The 16353-nt window shown below is 37.3% G+C and carries 11 protein-coding genes; 7 read left to right on the top strand and 4 right to left on the bottom strand.

Features of this window, described 5'->3' with window-relative positions:
• Window positions 1-135: 135 nt before the first annotated feature.
• A complete protein-coding gene (bafA, locus tag ACFIKI_RS04500) occupies window positions 136-5652 on the bottom strand; it encodes a BafA family autotransporter (protein ID WP_375665858.1) in 5517 nt (1838 codons plus the stop codon).
• 572 nt (window positions 5653-6224) lie between these two features.
• Between bafA and ACFIKI_RS04505 the strand changes: the two genes are divergently transcribed.
• Window positions 6225-7514 (top strand): MFS transporter, encoded by a 1290-nt coding sequence (locus ACFIKI_RS04505; RefSeq protein ID WP_375665860.1) that lies wholly within the window; start codon window positions 6225-6227, stop codon window positions 7512-7514.
• Here ACFIKI_RS04505 and ACFIKI_RS04510 read toward each other — a convergent pair.
• Genes ACFIKI_RS04510 through ACFIKI_RS04520 form a run of 3 tightly spaced genes read right to left on the bottom strand, consistent with a single transcriptional unit; the run spans window position 7511 to window position 8386 of the window.
• Window positions 7511-7774, bottom strand: coding sequence for a hypothetical protein (locus ACFIKI_RS04510; RefSeq protein ID WP_375665984.1), 264 nt, complete (start codon window positions 7772-7774; stop codon window positions 7511-7513). The genes ACFIKI_RS04505 and ACFIKI_RS04510 overlap by 4 nt on opposite strands.
• Complete coding sequence (locus ACFIKI_RS04515) at window positions 7764-7940, bottom strand: hypothetical protein (protein WP_375665861.1); 177 nt, start codon at window positions 7938-7940, stop codon at window positions 7764-7766. The genes ACFIKI_RS04510 and ACFIKI_RS04515 overlap by 11 nt, the downstream gene beginning before the upstream one ends.
• Window positions 7940-8386: a DNA polymerase III subunit chi gene (locus ACFIKI_RS04520; RefSeq protein ID WP_375622184.1), complete on the bottom strand. Its 447-nt coding sequence runs from the start codon at window positions 8384-8386 to the stop codon at window positions 7940-7942. Before ACFIKI_RS04520 ends, ACFIKI_RS04515 begins: the two co-directional genes overlap by 1 nt.
• A gap of 405 nt (window positions 8387-8791) precedes the next feature.
• On the opposite strand from ACFIKI_RS04520, the gene lptF reads away from it, so the two are divergent.
• From lptF to rsmA, 6 genes are all read left to right on the top strand, one after another.
• Window positions 8792-9982, top strand: coding sequence for an LPS export ABC transporter permease LptF (lptF, locus tag ACFIKI_RS04525; protein ID WP_375665863.1), 1191 nt, complete (start codon window positions 8792-8794; stop codon window positions 9980-9982).
• The gene (gene lptG / locus ACFIKI_RS04530) at window positions 9979-11070 is read left to right on the top strand and encodes an LPS export ABC transporter permease LptG (protein ID WP_375665865.1); all 1092 of its coding nucleotides are present in this window, start codon (window positions 9979-9981) and stop codon (window positions 11068-11070) included. The genes lptF and lptG overlap by 4 nt, the downstream gene beginning before the upstream one ends.
• Window positions 11071-13440: an LPS-assembly protein LptD gene (locus ACFIKI_RS04535; RefSeq protein WP_375665867.1), complete on the top strand. Its 2370-nt coding sequence runs from the start codon at window positions 11071-11073 to the stop codon at window positions 13438-13440.
• Window positions 13441-13542: 102 nt separating this feature from the next.
• Window positions 13543-14499: a SurA N-terminal domain-containing protein gene (locus ACFIKI_RS04540; RefSeq protein WP_375665869.1), complete on the top strand. Its 957-nt coding sequence runs from the start codon at window positions 13543-13545 to the stop codon at window positions 14497-14499.
• Entirely contained in the window at window positions 14499-15512 is a 1014-nt protein-coding gene (gene pdxA / locus ACFIKI_RS04545) for a 4-hydroxythreonine-4-phosphate dehydrogenase PdxA (protein WP_375665872.1), read from the top strand. Before ACFIKI_RS04540 ends, pdxA begins: the two co-directional genes overlap by 1 nt.
• The gene (gene rsmA / locus ACFIKI_RS04550; protein ID WP_375665874.1) at window positions 15503-16333 is read left to right on the top strand and encodes a 16S rRNA (adenine(1518)-N(6)/adenine(1519)-N(6))-dimethyltransferase RsmA; all 831 of its coding nucleotides are present in this window, start codon (window positions 15503-15505) and stop codon (window positions 16331-16333) included. Before pdxA ends, rsmA begins: the two co-directional genes overlap by 10 nt.
• The last annotated feature ends 20 nt before the right edge of the window (window positions 16334-16353 follow it).

Below are 16353 nucleotides of genomic sequence, written 5' to 3' on the forward strand. Positions count from 1 at the left end.
ATCAAGTATATAAGGGTATACAGTTTATCATGAACAACGAAGCTGCGTGCTCTGAAAAATTGTTCTCTGATGCTGCATTAAAAACTTTAAAAAACTAATCATACATTTAAAGATAACTAAAAAATAACCATATCGTTAGAAACTATAGCGTACCCCGATAATCCCCTGAAGAGACTGCTTTGTTTTACGCCCTTTGACATAATGGGCCTCACCATATAACTTCAACTTCTCACTTACCAAACTGCTTAAACCTATTCCTAATTTACCTGCATTCCCCGATAAGTCAGTGGTAAATGGATGCCGTTGATTAATTAACGTTTGATTGTCATCTTTATTCTCACGCAACCATGCTGCTGTAATATACGCAAGCGATGAGGAATCCATGTGTGAACCAAATTCATACCCTAAAGATAAGCCAACCTCACTGCGTAATGAAGTGAAAGGATCCATATCTCCTGTCATGTCATTCGATAACTTGATTGCTTTACCCTCAACACGCAACCAAGAAAATTGTCCATAAGGCTGAAGCCAACTGCTCTGTGACATCTGAAGTCGATAACCAGCTTCAAAGGAGCTCCCCACTGCCCATTGTGTATAACTGCCTTCAATCCCTAAACCATTCGTTGAAACGGCTTTTAAACTATTTTGATAATGATTATATTTTAAAACACCGTCGAGATACCATCCACTATGATCCAAATACGTGACATAAGCACCAATACCATAAGTATTAATACCACTGGTACCACCCCGTGCATGTACAACACGAGCACGATCATAACTGCCAAAACCACCTATATAAAAATCTCCATTGTCCCATTCGCTTAAACCATTGATCCCTAGGACAATACCGGTCTGATCCAACTTAAAATCTATATGCTCTGCAGCAACACTCTCTTTAGACTTGATCACATAAGTCCATAAAGCCGTATTCTTTTTACTTTTATCTAAAATTCCTCTGCCCGTACGCACGGTTTGCATTTCATTGTGAAAAACCATCGCCGGAGCTACAGACATAGACAATACCGCATCTGTAGAGGGAGTGGTCAAAAAGTGAGAAACTGAAAGCGCCTCACTCAATTGTGGAAAAGGTTGTTCTTTATGAACTGGACGCAAAATCATTTGATCGACTAAAGATTGAGAAGAGGTTGAAACAGCAGTTTGTTGTTTTACATCAGAAAGAGGATGAGAACTTCCTGAACCCAAGACTTCAATAACGTGACTTTCAAGAGAGAAAACAGTTGGAGAAACAAAAGCTGGAGATCTTTGACTCAAGTTTTGGCGGTTTTTTCTTCGACGTAGCAATTTAATAACATGCGCTTGTGGTGCTGCAATCGTTGAAAGAGAAGAAACTGATTGATTTTGATTTAAATGCCGCACAGATCTGCTTCTACTACGTGGTAAACTGTTGAGAAATGAAACATTATCAATAAATACTGCAGATAAATACCAAACTTTTTCACCCCCATCCTCATCAATTCTCTGTTTTAAACCATACGTATAGGTTCCGCCATCAATAGTTTTAACATTTGCACCAGAAAAGCTTCTCAGGGTAAAATGTGCGCCACCACTTTGATCAAAAATTAAATCAAGTTCTGTTGAAGAAGGATCAACAATTTCAATACCGGAATCTAAAATACTTATTGTGTGAGAACCACGGCCATTTTTGATAAAGAGATAATCACCTTTTTCTTCTGCAAGGCTAACATTAAAGTTAAAATGTAGACTCCCTGCTAGATTATCAATGTAAAGCTGAGAGTAATATAAATCATCTTCAAAAGAGGTAAAAATGACTTTTCCTACACCGCTTAACTGCTGAATGCGTGTACTTTTGTCGTCAAACCCACGAGCAACGGAGTATAATTGAGCGTCTTCTCCGTTTAATTCAATGTTTTCTACTATAGTTTGTTGACCATCGTCTCCAGCATCAAGATAGAGCCCACCAAAATCCTGAACTTTTATTTCTCCTCCTAATATTGCACCAGGAGAAATCCATGAATTAGCATTACCTTCAATCGTTAGATTCTTTACAATTCCACCTGCATAGACTTCTTGAACACCACCAGTGCGTAAAATGACTGTATTTGCTTCACCTCCTGCTAAAACACGCTGCACACCCTCTGAAAAGATTTCAGCATTTACAGCTAAACCGCCGGCTTTTTCTGCAAAGTTATCATCATTAGGAAACCATTTAGCAAGAGTTTGTATTCCTCCACTCATCACTTTTGTTCTGACAACCATTCCATCATCGTATACATTCTGCTGTCCCAGTGTGTCACCTTGACCATAAATTGTCGTATCATAAGCACTGCTCCCAACAATTCCACCGTCCACATACCCATCTCCAAAAACAAGCTGCTCCCCACCATAAATTTTAGCTCTCAATGCAGAGCCTCCCCCCTCCACTTTTTGTTTTCCACCCTCGTAAATAATCGTAGATTCTGAGATCCCCTGTTCCCCTACAATCTCAGTACCACCATTTTCAATGGTTGTATTTTTACTGAAACCACCAGCTTCAACATAAAGTCTTCCTGATCCCTGAATTGTATTATTAATAGACTTCTTAAGAACACCTTGCTCTCCATCATCAGAGACATAAACTACGTTATCATCACCGAGCAAAGAGCTTTGTAGAATTCCTCCTCCTTCCCCAATGCTGTAATGAATTACATCAGAGATACTAAAATCTTTTGACGATGTCATATTTTCTTCTTTTTCAGGAAGCTTATCTATAGGCGACTCCACATGCGGTGAAGGAATTACAGGAGCAGAAGTTATTTGTGATGTAGTCAAAGACCAAGTCTTTCCCCCATTATCATCTTTTGTCTTTAAGCCATACATGTAGGCTCCACCATCAATCGTACTCGTCTCTTCACCAGAAAAATCTGTCAGAGTAAAATGCGCATTTCCGCTTTGAACATGAATTAAATCAAGCTCCAAAACTAAATTCTGATCTTGTAGAGGAGAATTGGTAATTTCAACACCAGAATCGATAACACTTATGGTGTGATTACCTGATCCTTGTTTTATCAGAAGATAATCACCGCGCTGTTCTGCAAAATTAGTATGCAACCTAAAATGTAAACTCCCTGAAAGATCATTGATCTCAAGTTTGGAGTAATGTGGATTAAACACGGTAGAAGTAAAAATAACACGACCATTCCCACTCAGATTCTCAATCAAAGAACTTTCACCATCCATCTTGGAAGCAATCGCGTACAATTTTGTATCTCTGCCATTTAAAACAATTTTTTCTACTTCAGTACGAGACTGCTCTGCACCAGCATAAAGATAAATCCGTCCAGAATCATTAACCGTTGTCTTTCCTTCCAATGTTGCACCATGATGTAACCACGATTGTGCTTGATCCTTAATGATTAAATCTTTTACATAGCCTCCTAAATCTATTGCTTGGAAAGCATTCCCTTGTAAAAGAACGCCAATCGCGATTCCTCCCGCTAAAACATGTTGCTGTCCACCAGAAAAGACCTTCGTATCAAATGCAAAACTGCTATAATCGTTTAGATCCTCTTCTCCATAAAGATTTTGTATCCCTCCTTCCATGATCTTTGTGTTAAAAACCTCTCCATCATCGTACACATTCTGGTATCCTAGCACTCCATTCTCACCAGAAACGATAGTGTCATAAGCGCTGCTTCTTACCATCTCACCTTTGATATCAGACTTTCCTGAAACAAACTGCTCACCACCGTAAATTTTAGCCCCTTCAGCTTTTCCCCCCTCTTTAACCTTTTGTTGCCCACCTTTATGAACAATAGTATCCTGTGAAAGACCCTGTGTTTTAATAAGCTCAGTGCCACCTCTTTGAATTGTCGTATACAAGCTAAAACCACCGTGATAAACGGAGATCTTTCCGCTGTCTTTAACTGTATTACTAATCGAAGTTTCTCCAGTGCTTTCAACTTTCTCACTGTTACTATCAAAGCTAGGATCAGCAATCGTAACAATCATTCCCTTTTCAATTGTGCGTTCTGTGAGATCATTCGATAATGAAGCTATAGCAGATGGTTGCAAGCTAAAATCAGAAAATAAAGAGGTATTTGTCTCATCAAGAGCATAATTCGCATCTAAATACCAAATTTTACCAGTACCCTTATTGTTTCTATGTTTCAAACTGTACCGATAGGTTCCGGCATCAACAGTTCCGATTTTTTCACCAAAAGTGTTTGTCAGAGTAAAATGGGCATTTCCGCTGCGATCAGTAATTAATTTAAGCTTTTTGTAAGAAGAATTTGTAATTTCACGCCCAGAATCAGCCACACTTATTGTGTGAGAACCAGAGCCCCTTTTTTTAATCACAAGATAATCACTAAGCTGCTTGGCAAAATTGATATTAAAATCGAAATGTAAAGAACCTGAAAGATCATCAATATTAAGTTGAGAATAGAGCTTATTCGTCCCTAAAGACGTAAAAATAACTCTGCCACTTCCTTTTAAATTCTTAACATTAATCTCATGTTTTTTGCCGTTATCTTCAGACGCAATAATGTATAGTTTGCTATCTTCTCCATTTAAATTAAGATTTTCTACTTCCGTAACAGCTTCACCATTCCCAGCATAAAGATAAAGACTACCAAAATCATGAACATTTGTATCCTTATCTAATATTGCACCAGCAAAAACCCATGATTGTGCTTGATGATTAATTGTTAGATTATCCGCATATCCAGAATCATATATCTTCTGAGTAGCATTATCATATAAAGTAACTTCGCTCGCATTCCCTCCTGCAAAGATATTCTGCGCACCATTTTTAAAAAGTTCTGTACTCAGTGCAAAAGCCCCCTCATTAATTGTAAAATCTTCATCTTCTGTATCGGCTGTATCAGCATCTTCTGAGAAGCCGTTATGAAAATTCTCTTCACCATCAAGATTCTGGACACCGCCTCTCATAATCTTTGTGTCAACAGCCATCCCCCCACTATAGACACTTTGTATTCCTAGCATTCCATCTGCAGCATGAATTTCAGTGCCATAAGCACTACTTGCCTTATCTTCACGCGACAAACCATCCCCAAGAAACCCCTTACCAAAAATAATCTGCTCACCACCATAAATTTTAGTACCTTCTGCATTTGCACCACTCTCAACAATTTGTGTACCACCTTTTTTAACAGTAGCATATTCTGAAATGCTCAAGTTTTGGACAAACTCAATCCCACCATGCTCAATTGTCGTATCCCTGCTAATACTTGCTGCATCAATGTAAAGTTTTCCACCCTCCTGAATCGTATTATTGATAGAATATCCGGCGTCTTTATAATTAAAGCTATTTACTTTTTTACCAGAGCTCTCAGAATCACGGTCAGTAATATAAACGGCAATATCATCATAAATTATTGAATTTGTGAGTACTTCAAAGAATAGGTTTTCTAATCTCTCCCTCTCCTCTTCTGAAGGATGACTTCCTTCTACTGTCTGTTTATTCTCTATCCTTTTTGATCCCCCTTTTTTTTCTTTTAATCCCCTTACTTCCGATAACAACTTTCTTGTCTCTTCTAGGTGTTCACTGATACTTACTGGTGTTAATAACTTTTCTCTTAATGTAGCTACTCCATCTGCACTCGCAATCTTGACAAAAAAAACACTGGTCATTAGTGTATAAAAACTTAATTTCAATTTGCGTTGCATTCTTTACACTCCATAATTTCAAATTTAAATTCTCCCATTTAGAAAAAAGTGCATAGACAAAAACAACACAACATAATTGCTCAACCTCATGTCTTTTAAGATAGCAAATCATTCGATGGATTAAGCTCTGATAGACGGAATATACACTATGTGTTTTTAAAATACACGCACAACTAAAAGATTTAATTTGCTTTAGATACCCTTTAAAAGTGTTATAATTACATGCATGAAAAATTTTTTAATATTTTGAAACACTAAACACTGATTTACGAATAAGATTGATCTCTTAATAGATAAAAATGGCATTAAACTTTAAAGGAAACAGCAATGTGAATGAGAGCTGCGTTTATGGCCACCTATTGCCATCTTCTACAGCATTTAAAGCAGTGTCTTTATTTTATTCAATTTGGATAATATATAGAACGCTTATTCATACTCATCAGTCCATAATCATTGTTCTAATATATAACGAAATGTCATAATATTGACTCGACACTGATTTGAAATTTCTATAGTTATAGTCAGTTAACTCGTCATTTGATTTGTCATATACTGAAAGGGACATTCTATTCATGTCTATAAACTCAGAAATGAAAGCTACAAGCAACAGAAACTCCCCTCGTCGGATTTTATTTGCAAGCCTTATTGGCCCAACAATTGAATTCTTTGATTTCTATGTCTTTGGCACTGCCGCAGCTCTCATATTTCCTCATGTGTTTTTTCCAACACAAAATGATCAGATTGCCATTTTACAGTCTTTCCTAATCTTTGGAGCGGCCTTTTTTGCCCGCCCCTTTGGATCAGTTGTTTTTGGACATTTTGGAGATAAAATTGGAAGAAAAGCAACACTTATCGCTTCTCTTCTCACAATGGGTCTCTCAACAGTCATTATTGGTTTCCTTCCTACTTATGAAACAGCTGGGTGGGTTGCCCCTTTCCTTTTAACCTTATGCCGTATTGGACAGGGAATGGGATTAGGAGGAGAATGGGGAGGCGCTGTTTTGCTCGCAACAGAAAATGCCCCTCCAGAAAAGCGCGGCTGGTATGCGATGTTTCCCCAATTGGGCGTTTCAATCGGTTTGTTTTTATCTATTGCGGTTTATCTAGGTCTGTTGCATTTCCTTGATCGCGCTGAACTTTTAGCTTGGGGATGGCGCATTCCTTTTATTGCTTCAGTTGTTTTTATGATTATAGGATTATGGGTTCGTCTTTCAATCAATGAAACTGCTCAATTCAAAAAAACTCTTGAAAGTAAAGAACATGTCAAAGTTCCTATCATAGATGTCTTTTTAAAATGTCCACGAATCCTATTTCTTGGAATATTTTCTGGTATGGCAACTTTTGTTTTATTTTACTTGGTCACTACGTATTTGTTAAGCTATTCAACAAACCATTTGCAATTGCCATTTCATCAAGCCCTTCAAGTCGAAATTGTCGGTGCTGTTTTCTGTGGAATTTTTACTGTCATCACTGGAAAACTCGCTGATCGTATTAGACGTAGAACTTTGATGATTTGGATTACAATCATCACCGGTATTTATTCTTTCACAATTCCTTATTTCTTAAATTCTGGAGTTATGGGAGTCCTTGCAATGTCTGTCATCGGTTTGTCTCTCATGGGAATGATATACAGTCCTCTTGGTGCTGTTTTGGCTTCACCATACCCAACAGAAATTCGATATACCGGTTCTTCTATCACTTTCAATTTATCTGCTATCATAGGAGCATCTCTCGCGCCTTATATTGCAGAATATCTGGTGCAACATCTCGATACATCTTATATCGGTTATTATTTGCTTCTTGCTTCTTTTATTTCACTGATTTGCTTCGTCGGATTTACAGATGATGAAATATCCAACTAAAATATAATAACGAAGAACAAAATAAGGACTGGCGGCAAAAATGCTGCCAGTTTTGTTTTTAAAGATAGAGGTTGAGGTATTTTCCACCACAATATTCCCGTAAACAATGCACTCAAAAAGAAAAATAAAAAATCTGCAATATTACTCATATAAGCAACAGCAAATATTTTTGATAAGATATGCGTTGTCCCCAACCACGAAACGCAAAAGAAGGCCAACATCACAGCCCATAAAACAAGCAAAATTCGATCAATAATCATCATGGCGTTTCATTTTTTTTATTATAGTCCATATCTTTAGCATGCCTAAAAGAAAAATCACAATAAAAACCCAACGCCCTCCCCCTGATCCTTCCGCAATAAAAAGTGCTGGATTTACTATTCCCACCAATCCTATAAAAATCAGAATAACAGATACGAGACGCATTAAACCTGTTTTTCCCAGCGACGATCTTCAGTCTGTTGCCAATACGTTAAATTATGATTTTCCATTTTATATTTCTTCCACTGTGCACGAACGAGATTCAACTGCTCTTCACTTCTACCATCAAATATCACGACAAGCCGTTGATAAGCATCAATGTCCGAACAAACCGCTCCCTCTATGAGAAAACGAATCTTTGAATTATTTGGATTTTCTTGTCCTGTCGTAAGAAATACAGGCTGAAAGTTTGAATATTGATCACACTCAGTTCCATGTCCAATAAATGATTCATCAGCATAAACCCATAAATGTATATCTATAGAATCGCGTTGCTCTTTACTCACACATTGTATTGTTACTTTACCAAAATGAGCCACTGCACGCTCCACAAGCGTCGGCAAAATATCTTTCAGCGTTGACTGCGTCAAATGATAGAATAAAATATCCAACCTCTTAAGCCCTCATCACTTTTTATAAAAAAGCTAACATCTTTTTTTAAAAACCTTCTATATCCCTAATACAAAGGAAACGGTTCAAGATATAAATCTCTTTTGGTTAAGCTGCATTCTTTTTTCGCACATGTCTTTAAAAGACAAAAATTTTTATTTTCAACGTTAATAAAAAAGTTTTTTAAGTTATTTTCTAAATTCTTCTAGATTCTTTGTAGACTATAGTTGAAAATAAAATATAATGTACGGAAAATTTAAAGAGGACCTCATAGAAAATTTTATATTATTTATTTGGTAAAAATATCCAATTCATGAAAGGATATTTTTTCGAACTTTATTACATTTTAACCGAAAGCAGTAAAAATATTTGCTATCGAATTAAAGACTGAGGATTTTTCCCAATTTATGCGTATTATTGAGTTCTACATCCTGAAACGTGTCCTTGTTTTATTTAGTTCTGTCATGATTGCAGCAGTGGGCGTTAGTTGGACTATACAAATTCTTGCACGGATAAACTTTCTCACAACAAGTAAACAAACACTCCTCACAGTCTTACAATTTTCACTCTCATTGGTTCCTTCTGTTATTTTTCTTGTCATTCCATTTGCATTAGTGATCGCAGTTACAACTATCCTCTCAGCAATGCATCAAGACTCAGAACTTGCTGTCATCAATGCCTCTGGTTTTCCTAAAAGTACTGTTTGGAAACCTATCCTTCTTCTTGCTATTGTTGCATCCTGTATCTCCTTTTCTATAGCTAATTTTGTTGTTCCTCAAGCGCGTCTTCATATGCGACAAATGCTAGCAAGTGCTCATTTTGATCTTATTAATCTATTCATTAGTGAAGGGAGCTTTCAAAAACTTGCCAATAACCTTTACATAGAAATTGGAGAACGAAATCCAAATGGAACACTTGAACGCCTTTTCATTGCCGACCAACGTGATCCTACGACTGATCTTTTTTATTATGCAACAGACGCATCCATTGTGAGCAATAAAAATGGCAGTTTTCTGGTTCTCAATAACGGTGAAATAGAAAGAGTCAACCATCAAAATAACAGCGTTTCAATCGTTCAATTTAGCTCATACACCTTTAGCCTAGGGGAGTTTATCCCCAGTGATAAAACACCTACTCTTTATCCAAAAGATCGGTCTCTTTCTTATTTACAAAACCCTGATCCACAAGATCCCTACTATCAACGAAAACCACTCCAATATAAAGCTGAATTTCACCGCAGATTAACACAATGGCTCTACCCTATTGTTTTTTCACTTATTGCATTAGCAGCGGTAGGGGACGTACGCTCCCATCGACAAGCTCATCATTCCGCAAATGTCTCGGCAATTGCCCTTTCTTTTCTAGTGTATTGGATAGGATATTTTTTCGCAGAAAAAGCAAAAAGCGATCTTGCATACGTTCCTCTCCTTTATATTATACCTATAGGAACAAGTGCATTTGTCTTTTGTATGCTTTTAACGAATCATAAAATTGGGCTTCCCACAAAAGTTAATGAGATACTTCAAATTGCTTTTCAAAAAATAATAAATAAATTTGAACAGCGAAAATCTCAAGATTCCTCGGATGAAATATCATGATTGGGTGGACACTTGGACGATATTTTTTTATACGTTATCTTAAAATAACTTGTTATTTCTGGGGAAGCATTTTTATTCTTGCTCTTTTAATCGATTTCACAGAGAATTCCGGTAGGCTATCTTCCCTTCCGCATTATACAGCAAAAGATGCATTTTTCCTCTCTGTTTTACGCATCCCTTTTATCATGCAACAACTTATCCCTTTCATTGCACTCTTTTCTGCAATGGCTACGCTTATCTCTCTCAACAAAAAACTTGAACTTGTGGTGACTCGTTCAATCGGTGTTTCTGCATGGCAATTTCTTATGCCAGCTTGTTTTGGAGCTTTTCTTTTGGGATTATTTTCAATTCTTCTCATTAATCCACTTGCTGCATGGGGATTTTCTCAAGCAGAAAAAAAGATGACTGAATGGCGCAATAACAATGTACTAACACCTCTTCACAATACAAGTATTCACTGGTTAACACAGCGTACAAATTTAGGCAGAACAACCATTGGTGCCAAATCTATCACCGATCAAGGACTTTCTCTTCTCGATGCAACCTTTGTACAATACAATGACAATGCAACCGTCAAAAATTGGATTAACGCCCCAAAAGCAACCTTGACTAATGGATTTTGGCTATTAACAAATGGAACAATCTATAAAATAGGGCGTCCTCCTGAAAAATTTACCGTGTTGAAAATAAAAACCAATCTAAAACCTGAATTTTTAACGGAACGTTTAGTGAATCCCGCAACTATTCCATTTTATCAATTGCCAAAAAAAATTATGATTGCACGTTCATTTGGCTATTCTGCTCATAATTTTGATATGTATTTCCAATCTTTGATTGCATTACCGGCATTGCTTGTGGCAATGACCCTCATTGCAGCAACTGTATCTTTAAATTTTACACGTTTTGGGCAATCTAGAATGTTGATTCTTGGTGGCATAATAGCTGGGTTTATGCTTTATGTTATTTCCGTACTTGTTCAAGCTTTTGGTAATGCTGGATATATTCCACCAATTATTGCAGCTTGGACACCCGTTGTTATTGCGTTATTCTTAGGAATCTCTTTTTTACTTCATAAAGAGGATGGCTAAGTGAAAGCATTAACACTAAAAAAAACTATTTTAACAAAATTAAGTGCTCTCGCTTTTAAAAGTGTTATGGGAGTTATGTTAGGAGGTGCTTTGTCTTATTGTGCGCACGCTCAAAGCCTTCTATCTCCTTCTCAAAGTCGCATTCAAAATCCGGAACCTCCTCTTTTGCTTTCTGCGGATGAACTCATCTACAATCGTGATGAAAATACTGTTTCTGCACACGGTAATGTCCAAATCGAATATGATGGCAATAAAGTTATCGCTCAAAAAATTATTTACAATCAAAAAACAGGACGGCTTATAGCACTAGGGAACGTTGAAATTACTCAAAAGGATGGTAATAAAATTTATTCCAACCAAATTGATATGACCAAAGATCTTGGCGAGGGTTTTGTAAACGCCTTACGTATTGATACAGCCAACAATGTTCACTTTTCAGCCCAAAATGCTACACGCAAACACAATCACATAACAATCTTTGAAAATGCAACCTATACAGCCTGTGAACCTTGCTCCTATAAACCAGATCGAAACGTCCTATGGAAAATTAAAGCAAGAAAGATCATATGGAATAATAGCGTCAAAAAAATTCGGTTTGAAAATAGCAGTTTTGAAGTTTTTGGTGTACCGATTATAAAATTTCCAAATTTTGAGATCTATGATCCAACTGTTAGGCGTGCTAGCGGTCTGCTTACTCCTCATTTTTTTTATACTGATTATCTCGGTATGGGGATAAAGAATTCTTATTTCTGGAATCTCGCCCCCCATTATGATTTTACCCTTTCTTCCACCATTTATACCCAACAAGGGCTTTTAACCGAAGGGGAATGGCGTCAGCGTTTTAAAACAGGACGTTATAACATTCGCTTTGCTCATATATATCAAATGAAACCGCATAGATTTGATAATGATACGATTGATGCCCAACATAAAAACCGCTATATGCTGGCAACAAAGGGGGATTTTCGTATTAATTCACACTGGACTTATGGATGGGATATTCTTGCACAATCCGATCGGCATTTTAGTCGTGCCTATAAACTTGAAAACTATAACAATCCTACACAACTTTCTCAGATCTATCTGAATGGTCTTGCAGGAAAAAACCATTTTGATATGCGTTTTTATCATTTTAAAGTTCAAGACTTGATATTGAATGATCCTCATTATGAACGTCACTCTCGGCAAGCGTGGGTTCTACCACGCATCGATTATACTTTCACACCAGATGAACCCATTTATAATGGAGAGCTCACCTTCCATAGTAATATGCAATCAATTTATCGTCGTCACGCTGATTTCAGTTCACCCGACAAGAACGCAAATTCTCTCAACATAGTAAGACTTTCTGGTATGGCTGGAAATAGTTTGCGGTTAACAAACGAGCTTCAGTGGAAAAAGCGCTTCAACACGCACAATGGACTCATCTTAACCCCCCTCCTCTCTCTACGAGCCGATATCATTACAACCGATGTACGAAAGAATCATGATTCTTCTATAGAAAACAATGTGTTATCAGAAGTTCGTGGTTCAGCAATTCGTGGCATGGCAACAGCAGGGCTGGAACTACGCTATCCCTTTCTCATTACAGCTGATCATTCTACACATATCATAGAACCAACCGCACAAATTTTCATACGCAATAATGAACAATATATCGGACAAATTCCTAATGAAGATGCTCAAAGCTTTGTATTTGATGCAACCACTCTCTTTCAACGGGATAAATTTTCTGGTTATGATCGTGTAGAAGGCGGCACAAGAGCCAATATAGGTTTAAGATATTCTGGAAGCTTTAATGACAATTGGTCTCTTTATGGTCTCATTGGACAATCCTTTCATCTGGCAGGAAAAAATTCTTTTGCAGAAAAAGACTTTGTTAATGTAGGTATCCATTCTGGCTTAGAGGAAAAACGTTCAGACTATGTTGCACTGTTTGGTGCAACCCATAAAAGTGGTTTTTCCTTAGAAACGCGTGGACGCTTTGACAAAAAAACAGGTAAAATCCGCCGTAGTGAAATCGAAGCATCACAAAAATGGAAAATTTTTTGGGCATCTATACAATATGCTTATATCGCAAGCCAACCATCTTATGAATATCTAAAAGAGCGCCAAGAAATTTCTTTTCAAACGGGACTTAAACTAGCAGACTATTGGTCCATTAATAGCAACGCCGGTTATGATTTAGTATCCGGTACATTTATAAAACGAGGAATTAGCTTGAATTATACAGATGAATGTTTCGGGCTAACATTCGGTTATCAACAGGTAATGAATCCAGGGAGAAAAGCCCCCTTGCAAAACTTTAATTTTTCTCTTTCATTGCGTACAATTGCAGATATCGGAAAAAAGATAGATCCAAATTTATAATGAGAATGTATCAGTGATTTAACTTATCGTTGTTTTTATGAAAGAAAAGGTATATTTTAAGTTGTTGATGAGAATTAATAAACAATGTGAAAGCCTATTTACATGAATAAATTGAAAAAGCGTGTTCTTGCTTTATTTTGTATTGCATCTTTGAGCGTAAGCAGCCTGCTAATAAATGAATTTTTGATTCCATCCGTCTTTGCACAGACTGCTATTGTTGTTACAGTTAATGGCAACCCTATCACAAATTATGACATACAGAGGCGTATTGCTTTTCTCAGGCTGCAACAAAAGCAAGGCAATTTGGTGGCACAGGCTAAAAAAGAGCTTATTGACGAAAAGCTGAAAGATATTGAAATAAAACGCCGTAATATTGAAGTAAGCAATGATGAAGTCGATAGAGCTTTTGAAAATTTTGCAACACAAAATAATATGACGATTGATCAGCTCAACCAGATTCTGATCCAAAGTGATATCTCTGTGCAACACTTTAAAGATTACATCCGTGGACAAATAGGATGGGGACGTCTTGTTAACGCACGCTATCAAGCTCAAACTGGTATGATTACTGAACAAGAAGCCGTGCGCAGAATATTAAAAAATGGTGGTGTCAAACCTTCAACCAACGAATATACATTACAGCGAATTGTTTTTGTCATTCCTGCACATCGTCGTTCAGAAATCGTTGAAAGACGCCAAAGAGAAGCAAGCAATTTCCGCGCACATTTCCGTGGATGTGCAAATGCTCACAATCAAGCAAGAGGTATTTTAGACGTTACTATCCGCCACTTAGGAAAGTTTCTGGAGCCCCAACTTCCCAGTGCATGGGAACAAGCTATTCTTGCAACACCTGCTGGAAAAATGACAAAATTACAAGAAACATCTGATGGAATCGAAGCAATCGCTGTCTGCAAAATAAAAAGAGTTTCTGATGATTATGTTGCTCGGTTGATATTTTCTCTTCAAGACAGTAAAAAAAGTAGCCCGCAGAAACTTGAAGAATTAAGTGAAAAATATTTAGAAGAATTACGGCGCGTAGCGCATATTCAAAATTCATAATGACTGCTCTTGTTGTTAGCGGTGGTGATCCTGCCGGGATTGGTCCTGAAATAGCACTAAAAGCGTGGAGTTTGCGTGTTACGCGCCAAGTTCCACCTTTTGTACTTCTCGCTGATCCAGATGTTATTCGTTCACGCGCTCGTTTTTTACAGATTGATGTTGAGGTGGAATCTGTTTTAATCAGTAATCCCGTAAAAAACTTTCAAAATGCTTTTCCTATCATACCGTTAAAAAACAAACAAAGTGATCAAGTAGGTATACCTTCATCGAATAATGCTGCTGGGATCATTGAAGCAATTAAACGCAGTGTTCAATTGATTCAAAGTGGACATGCATGTGCACTTATCACTTGTCCTATTACAAAAAAGAATCTTTATGATGCCGGTTTTCAATTTCCAGGCCATACAGAATTTTTAGCCGATTTAGCCCATAAAGCTTTTCATAAATGTTATCATCCAGTTATGATGTTAGTAGGACCTCGATTAAAAACAGTACCAATTACTGTGCATATTCCATTCAAAGATGTTCCTTCACAGCTTACCCGTCATTTAATCATTCAAGCAGCATTGATTACTGAACGTGACTTAAAAACACGGTTTAAAATAACGTCACCCCGACTAGCTGTTGCAGGTCTTAATCCTCATGCTGGAGAAGGAGGAGCAATGGGAAAAGAAGATATTGAAGTTATCACGCCCACTATTGAATATCTTAAACAAAAAGGACTCAATATTACAGGACCGCTTCCTGCCGATACAATGTTTCACGAATGTGCAAGAAAAACATATGATGCTGCTCTTTGCATGTATCATGATCAAGCCCTTATCCCTGTTAAAACATTAGACTTTGACACCACTGTTAATGTCACGTTAGGTTTACCTTTTATTCGCACATCTCCAGATCACGGAACTGCTTTTGACATTGCTGATAAAGGGTTAGCTTCTCCAGAAAGCTTTATTGCTGCTCTTAAACTTGCAAATCAACTTGCAAAAAATAACTTGATACCATGCCAATAGATAATCTTCCTCCTCTGCGTGAGATCATTGATATATATGGATTACAAGCGCATAAATCTTTGGGGCAAAATTTCCTTTTTGATCTTAATTTAACCTCTAAAATTGCTCATCAAGCAGGAAATATAGAAGGAAAACCTGTTATTGAAGTTGGCCCAGGTCCTGGAGGTCTCACACGTGCCTTGCTAGCAAAGGGTGCCATTGTAACAGCAATAGAACGCGATGAGCGCTGTATACCGGCTCTCTTAGAAATAGAAAAACATTATCCTCAAAAATTAAAACTTATTTGTAATGATGCTCTGAAGCAAGATTTCTCAAAACTCTTTGAAACAAGCCTAGAAAAACCTCGCATTATTGCAAATCTTCCCTATAATATTGGAACACAACTCTTATTAAATTGGCTTTTGGCTGAACCATGGCCTCCTTTTTATGAATCAATGACATTGATGTTTCAACGTGAAGTTGCCAAACGGATTACAGCTAAACCTCAATCTGCTCACTATGGACGTCTTAGTGTCTTAACTGGCTGGCGTACCGCTGCTAAAATTGCTTTTGATGTGCCTCCTCAAGCTTTCATACCAGCGCCTAAAGTAACTTCTTCCGTTGTTCATATTATTCCGCGAACACAACCTCTTGCCTGTTCTGCACAAAAACTAAGCCTCGTCACAAAAATCGCTTTTGGACAAAGACGAAAAATGCTTCGTCAAAATCTTAAAACACTTGGAGGTGAAGTGCTGTTAGAAAAAGCTGGAATTGATGGAACACGCCGTGCTGAAACGCTCTCCGTTTCCGAATTTGTAACTTTAGCGCATCTAGTGCTCTAAAAACTGCACTTTTTGTTATG

It is taken from the genome of Bartonella sp. TT121SHDZB, from assembly GCF_042193415.1.
GTDB lineage: Bacteria > Pseudomonadota > Alphaproteobacteria > Rhizobiales > Rhizobiaceae > Bartonella.